Genomic DNA, 5,960 nt, shown 5'->3' with positions numbered 1-5,960 from the left:
TCGCCGTGGCGGGCGGCTCCGTGATCGGCGCGGCCCTGGCCTGGGAGGGCGGCGAGGCCCTCGGCGTGGAGAGTGCCTGGCGTGGGCGCGGCATCGAGGAGGCGCTCTCCGGAGCACTGGAAGCCGCCCGACCGTCGCCCTGAGCCGCCTTTGCTAGCCTGGGCCCCATGACCGCCACCCTTTCCGCCGCCGACACGGGCATGAGCTTTGCCCTGTCCGGCGACCAGCGCCTGATCGTGCAGCATGTCCGGGAATATTGCCGCGCAGAGATTGCGCCGAAGGCCGCCGAGTACGACCGCAGCGGCGAGTTTCCCCACGGGCAACTGCGCGGGCTGGCCGAACTGGGCCTGATGGGCGCCACCCTGCCCGAAGCCTGGGACGGCGCGGGCCTGGACTCGGTGACCTACGCCCTGTGCCTGGAGGAGATCGCCGCCGCCGACGCCTCGGTCGCCGTGATCGTCTCGGTGCAAAACGGCCTGCCCGAGCAGATGCTGCTGCGCTACGGCACCGACGCCCAGCGCGAGAAGTATTTGCGTCCCCTGGCACGCGGCGAGCAGATCGGCGCGTTTTGCCTCACCGAACCCGGCGCGGGCAGCGACGCGGCCAGCCTGCGGATGCGGGCCGAGCGCGAGGAGGGCGCCTGGGTCCTGAACGGCTCCAAGGCCTGGATCACCTCCGGCGGGCAGGCCGAGACCTACCTCGTGATGGCCCGCACGGGTGGCCCCGGCGCACGCGGCGTGTCCTGCTTCGTGGTTGAAAAGAACACCCCCGGCCTGAGCTTCGGCCGCCCCGAGGAGAAGATGGGCCTGCACGCCGCCCACACCACCACCGTCACCTTCGACGGGGTGCGCGTGCCCGGGGAGAACATGGTGGGCGAGGAAGGCCAGGGCCTGATCATCGCCCTCGCCAGCCTCGACGCCGGGCGCATCGGCATCGCCATGCAGGCCCTCGGCATCGCCCGCGCCGCCCTGGAGCACGCCGCGAAGTACGCCGCCGAGCGCGAGCAGTTCGGCAAGAAGCTGAAGGAGTTCGAGGGCGTGTCGTTCAAGATCGCCCGCATGGCCGCCCGCATCGAGGCCGCCCGTCTGGTGGCCCTCAAGGCCGCGTGGCTCAAGGACCAGGGCCAGCCCTACGGCAAGGAGGCGTCCGTCGCCAAGCTGCTCGCGTCGGAGGCCGCCGTGGACGTGACCCGCGACGCCATCCAGATTTTCGGCGGCAACGGCTACAGCCGCGAGTACCCGGTCGAGCGCCTCTACCGCGACGCCAAGGTCACCGAGATCTACGAGGGCACCTCCGAGATCCAGCAGCTCGTGATCAGCCGCGCGGTCTTTGCCGAGTACGCCGACTGAGCTTTCAGGCCCAGGAGCGGGGGCATTCCGGAGGGGGTGCCCCCGTTACGCGGCCTTCCCCCTGAGCGTCAGATGAGGCTATAGTGAACAGCAGTGATGATCCAGACCCCGCCCTCGCCCGAAGTGTTGCGTGTCTCCGGCCAGTCGCGGCCCAACGCGGTGGCGGGGGCAGTCGCGGCCCTGCTGCGCTCGCAGGGACAGGTCGAGGTGCAGGCGATCGGCCCGGCGGCCGTGAATCAGGCGGTCAAGGCCCTCGCCATCGCCCGGGGCTACCTCGTCGGCAACGCACTCGACCTCACCGTGCAGCCGGAATTCATCAAGCTCGAGGACCACAATGAGGAGCGCACCGCCCTGCGCTTTCTGGTTCAGGCCGTGCCGCAAGCCTGAACGCGGTTAAAGGCCGTCTTCACCGAACCTGAGTGCAGGCCGCTCATACTGGGGGCCTATGGACTTCCTCGCCTTCCAGGGGTCGTATTGGCCTTTGATTCTGATCATCTTCGTCGCCTCGCTCTTCATTCAGGGCTACCTCAGCCGCACCTACGGCAAGTGGGGGCAGGTGCGCAACAGCCGCAACCTGACCGGCGCCGAGCTGGCCCGGATGATGCTCGACGAGAACGGCCTCTCGCACGTGCCCGTCAACATGGTGCCGGGCAAGCTGTCCGACCACTACGACCCCATCCGCAAGACGGTGAACCTCTCGGAAGCCAACTACCGCCTGCCCAGCGTCGCGGCCCTTGCCGTCGCCGCGCACGAGGTCGGGCACGCCATTCAGGACAAGGTGCGGATGCCCGCGCTGGTGCTGCGCGGCCGCCTCGCCATGCCGCTGAGCCTGGGCATGAACCTCGCGCCGCTGCTGCTGCTGGCGGGCATCTTCTTGCAACTCACCGGCCTGCTGTGGGTGGGCGTGATCCTCTTTGCCGGGGCGCTGCTCTTTCACCTCGTCACCCTGCCCGTCGAGTTCGACGCGAGCCGCCGCGCACTCGCCTACATGGGCCAGCGCGGCATCGTCTCCGGTCAGGAGGCGGGGGGCGCCCGCACCGTGCTGACTGCCGCCGCCCTGACCTACGTCGCGGGCTTCGCGATGGCGCTCGCGCAGCTGCTCAACGTGCTGGGCATCGCCCGCAGCCAGAGCGACTGAGTTCCACTGAGCCCCATCAACACGAAGCCCCAGCAACAAAAGGCGCCCCGGCTCAGGCTGGGGCGCCTCTTTACCGCCTCCTTCTACACGTTGAAGCCGAACATCCGCATCTGCCGCTTGCCGTCTTCCGTCATCTTGTCCGGTCCCCACGGCGGCGTCCAGACGAACTCCACGTTGACCTCGCTGACGCCGTCGAGGCGCCCCACTGCCATCTCCGCGTCGGCGCGGATCAGGTCCTGCACCGGGCAGCCCACGCTGGTCAGCGTCATGGTGATGTCCACCAGGCCGCCCGGCTGCACGTCCACCCCGTAGATCAGGCCGAGGTCCACCACGTTGACCGGAATCTCAGGGTCCTTGACGATCTTGAGGGCCTCGAGCACCTGTGCCTCGTTGGGCAGGGTGCCCTGGGGGGCGGCGGTCTGGGTCTGGTCTTCCATCACTGTTCTCCTCCGGCGGTGGGCAGGCCCGCGTCGGCCCATGCGAGGGTGCCGCCCGCGAGATTGACCACGTCGCTGTAGCCCTGCGCCCGAAGGTATTCCCCGGCGCGGGCGCTGCGGGCGCCGCTGCGGCAGATCATCACGAGCGGGCGGTCTTTCGGCAGTTCCCCGAATCGGCTCTCCAGTTCGCTGAGCGGCAGGAGCCGGGCGCCCTCGGCATGAAGCTCGGCGTACTCATTCGGCTCGCGCACGTCCACGAGGAGGGCACCCTGCTGCACCCGCTGGTGGCCCTCGGCCGGGGTGATGTCGGGAATGGAGGTCTGGGTCATGCGGGCAGGATACAGGCCCGCCGTCCCATGCGACCGTGCCCCCGACCCCCTACACTCGGCCCATGCCCACCGGTCTTCCCCCCGGCGCGACCCTGATCGACCTGCGGCCCCAGGAACTGCGCTTCCGCGAGCCGCTGGAGCGCCTGACCTCCCTGCCCGTGCGCCCACTGACCCTGGAAGCGGTCGAGCGCGGCACCCACGGCCTGACCCCCGATCTCGGCCCCCTCGTCGTGCTGTGCGAGCGTGGCCCCCGCTCGGCCCTGGCCGCCCGGCTGCTGCAAGCCGACGGGCTGGACGCGACCGCCTATCCCGGCGGCCTGCCTGCCCTGCGCCGCGAGCTGGGCACGCGGTAACGCCCCGGTAATGGCTGGAGCCGAGGCTGGGGCCATAGGAGGTTGACCATGCCCCGCATCCTCGTCACCACCGACGGCAGCTCCCTCGGCCACCAGGCCCTTGCCCACGCCGACGCGCTCGCCCGCGCCCTGAGCGCCGATCTCTCGGTCCTGTACGTGCAGCCCGATCCCCTGCCTACCGTGGCCGAAGCCTACGCCTATATTCCCGAGAACGCCGTGCAGCAGCAGGAAGAAGCGCTGCTGGCCCTGAAAGGCGAACTCCAGACCCGGCTCCCCCACGCCGACCTGCGGCTGGAACGCGCCTCGGGCCGCCCGGTGCCCCGGCTGATCCTGGAAGCCGCCAAGACCCTCGGCGCCGATCTGATCGTGATGAGCACCCACGGGCGCTCGGGCCTGAGCCGCGCCCTGCTCGGCAGCGTCGCAGAAGCGGTGACCCACCACGCCCCGGTGCCCGTGCTGCTCGTGCGCGATGGGCAGGCGGTGCCGAGTTGGGCCGCCGTCCAGAGTGGCGGAGCCATCGCCAGCCGGTAAGCCTCTTCCCGACGGGGCCAGCGTCCACTGCCGGACCTGGCCCCGGCCCCGTTCCCCCGCTCACGCTCGCGCCCCAGCCGGTCGGCTAGACTGCCCCGTTATGGCGCGTGCGCGTGTGAAACCAGAAGTGATGAGTCCTGTCGGCGGCTGGCCCCAGTTGCGGGCGGCGGTCGAGGCGGGCGCCGACGCCGTCTTTTTCGGGGTGGAGGCTTTCCACGCCCGCGCCAAGGTGGGCTTTACCAACGAACAGCTCCCCGAGCTGATGCGGACCCTCCACGCCCGCGGCGTGATGGGCTTCGTGACCTTCAACATTCTCGTCTTTGACGGCGAGCTGCGGGAGGCCGAGCGGCAGCTCATCCACCTCGCCGAGAGCGGCGTGGACGCGATTATCGTGCAGGACCACGGGGTCGCCCGCCTTGCCCACGAGATCTGCCCCGACCTCCCCATCCACGGCTCTACCCAGATGAGCATCACCTCGGCCGAGGGCGCCGAACTTGCCCGCCGCTTCGGTGCCAGCCGGGTGGTACTGGGCCGCGAGCTCTCGCTGCGCGACATCGGCCGCATCGCCGCGCAGACCGATATGGAGCTGGAAACCTTCGTCCACGGGGCGCTGTGCGTGAGCTACTCCGGCCAGTGCTTTTCCTCGGAGGCATGGGGGGGCCGCAGCGCCAACCGGGGCCAGTGCGCCCAGGCCTGCCGCCTGCCCTACGACCTGTTCGTGGACGGCGTGCGCCGCGACCTCGGGGACGCCCGCTACCTGCTCTCGCCGGGCGACCTCTACGCGCTGCATCAGGTGCCCGACCTCGTGAACCTCGGCGTGAACTGCCTCAAGATCGAGGGCCGCTACAAGGACGCCGAATTCGTCGCCCTGACCACCGCCGCCTACCGCAAGGCCGTGGACGAGGCGTGGGCGGGCCTGCCCCTCTCCGTCACGCCGGAGGAGGAGCGCGATCTCGAACAGGTCTACTCGCGCGGGCTGGGGCCGCACTTCATCGCGGGCACCAACCACCAGACCGTCGTGCACGGCCGGGCGCCGAGGCACCGGGGCGTGCGCGTGGGCACCGTGCGCGGCACGACCGAGCGCGGCGTGCTCGTGGACCTCTCGGAGACGGTCAAGCCCGGCGACGGCCTCGTCTTCGACCCCGCCAACTGGCGCACCCCGGAGGGCCGCGAGGAAGGCGGCTTCCTGTACGGTCTGTGGCAGGGTGGGCGGCAGGTCGAGGAGGTCCGCCCCGGCGGGACCTACGAACTGCGCTTCGGGCGCGGCGCGGTGGACCCCGGCCGCGTGCGCCNGGCCGCGAGGAAGGCGGCTTCCTGTACGGTCTGTGGCAGGGTGGGCGGCAGGTCGAGGAGGTCCGCCCCGGCGGGACCTACGAACTGCGCTTCGGGCGCGGCGCGGTGGACCCCGGCCGCGTGCGCCCCGGCGACCCGGTGTGGCGCACCCAGGATCCTGGCCTGGCGGCCCGTGTGAAGCCGCTGCTGGACGCCGCCGACCCGGTCTACACCCGCCCGGTGACCGCCCACTTCCGGGGGCACGTCGGCGAGCCGCCCGCCCTCACCCTGACCGACGAGCACGGCCACGCGGCCACCACCACCCTCCCCGATCCCCTCCAGCCCGCCCGCAACCGGGGAATGACGGAAGAGGGCCTGCGCGAGAGCCTGGGCAAGCTGGGCGGCACGGGCTACCACCTCGCCGGGCTGACCGCTGACCTCACGGGATTGGGCTTCCTCCCCGTCTCCGCCCTCAACGCCCTGCGCCGCGAGGCCGCCGACCGCCTGACCGCCCTCCGCGCCGAGGCCCCGGCCCGCCGGATCACGCCCCG

Annotated in this window: 9 protein-coding genes; 7 read left to right on the top strand and 2 right to left on the bottom strand. The window is 71.2% G+C overall.

Going from position 1 to position 5,960, the window contains the following annotated elements:
• Window positions 1–167 precede the first annotated feature (167 nt).
• The 3 genes from QOL99_RS14425 to QOL99_RS14415 all read left to right on the top strand — a co-directional run bounded on the left by QOL99_RS14425 (window position 168) and on the right by QOL99_RS14415 (window position 2,487).
• Complete coding sequence (locus QOL99_RS14425) at window positions 168–1,349, top strand: acyl-CoA dehydrogenase (RefSeq protein ID WP_285524839.1); 1,182 nt, start codon at window positions 168–170, stop codon at window positions 1,347–1,349.
• 96 nt (window positions 1,350–1,445) lie between these two features.
• Complete coding sequence (locus QOL99_RS14420) at window positions 1,446–1,736, top strand: stage V sporulation protein S (protein WP_285524838.1); 291 nt, start codon at window positions 1,446–1,448, stop codon at window positions 1,734–1,736.
• A gap of 58 nt (window positions 1,737–1,794) precedes the next feature.
• Window positions 1,795–2,487, top strand: coding sequence for a zinc metallopeptidase (locus QOL99_RS14415; RefSeq protein ID WP_285524837.1), 693 nt, complete (start codon window positions 1,795–1,797; stop codon window positions 2,485–2,487).
• A gap of 83 nt (window positions 2,488–2,570) precedes the next feature.
• On the opposite strand, the gene QOL99_RS14410 is transcribed toward QOL99_RS14415, so the two are convergent.
• Window positions 2,571–2,924 (bottom strand): metal-sulfur cluster assembly factor, encoded by a 354-nt coding sequence (locus tag QOL99_RS14410; protein ID WP_285524836.1) that lies wholly within the window; start codon window positions 2,922–2,924, stop codon window positions 2,571–2,573.
• Window positions 2,924–3,253 (bottom strand): rhodanese-like domain-containing protein, encoded by a 330-nt coding sequence (locus tag QOL99_RS14405; RefSeq protein ID WP_285524835.1) that lies wholly within the window; start codon window positions 3,251–3,253, stop codon window positions 2,924–2,926. Before QOL99_RS14405 ends, QOL99_RS14410 begins: the two co-directional genes overlap by 1 nt.
• Before the next feature lie 62 nt (window positions 3,254–3,315).
• On the opposite strand from QOL99_RS14405, the gene QOL99_RS14400 reads away from it, so the two are divergent.
• The 4 genes from QOL99_RS14400 to QOL99_RS18015 all read left to right on the top strand — a co-directional run.
• The gene (locus QOL99_RS14400) at window positions 3,316–3,606 is read left to right on the top strand and encodes a rhodanese-like domain-containing protein (protein ID WP_285524834.1); all 291 of its coding nucleotides are present in this window, start codon (window positions 3,316–3,318) and stop codon (window positions 3,604–3,606) included.
• Between the two features lie 48 nt (window positions 3,607–3,654).
• Window positions 3,655–4,137, top strand: coding sequence for a universal stress protein (locus tag QOL99_RS14395; RefSeq protein ID WP_285524833.1), 483 nt, complete (start codon window positions 3,655–3,657; stop codon window positions 4,135–4,137).
• The gene (locus tag QOL99_RS14390; RefSeq protein ID WP_456318864.1) at window positions 4,076–5,608 is read left to right on the top strand and encodes a peptidase U32 family protein; all 1,533 of its coding nucleotides are present in this window, start codon (window positions 4,076–4,078) and stop codon (window positions 5,606–5,608) included. Before QOL99_RS14395 ends, QOL99_RS14390 begins: the two co-directional genes overlap by 62 nt.
• Window positions 5,605–5,960, top strand: a 356-nt coding sequence (locus QOL99_RS18015) for a DUF3656 domain-containing protein (protein ID WP_285524831.1), incomplete at its 3' end; no start/stop codon positions are given. The genes QOL99_RS14390 and QOL99_RS18015, both read left to right, overlap by 4 nt.

This window comes from Deinococcus rhizophilus (assembly GCF_030271215.1).
Lineage (GTDB): Bacteria > Deinococcota > Deinococci > Deinococcales > Deinococcaceae > Deinococcus > Deinococcus rhizophilus.
The sequence above is the reverse complement of the archived record's forward strand: the minus strand, read 5'-3'. Positions and strand labels throughout refer to the sequence as shown.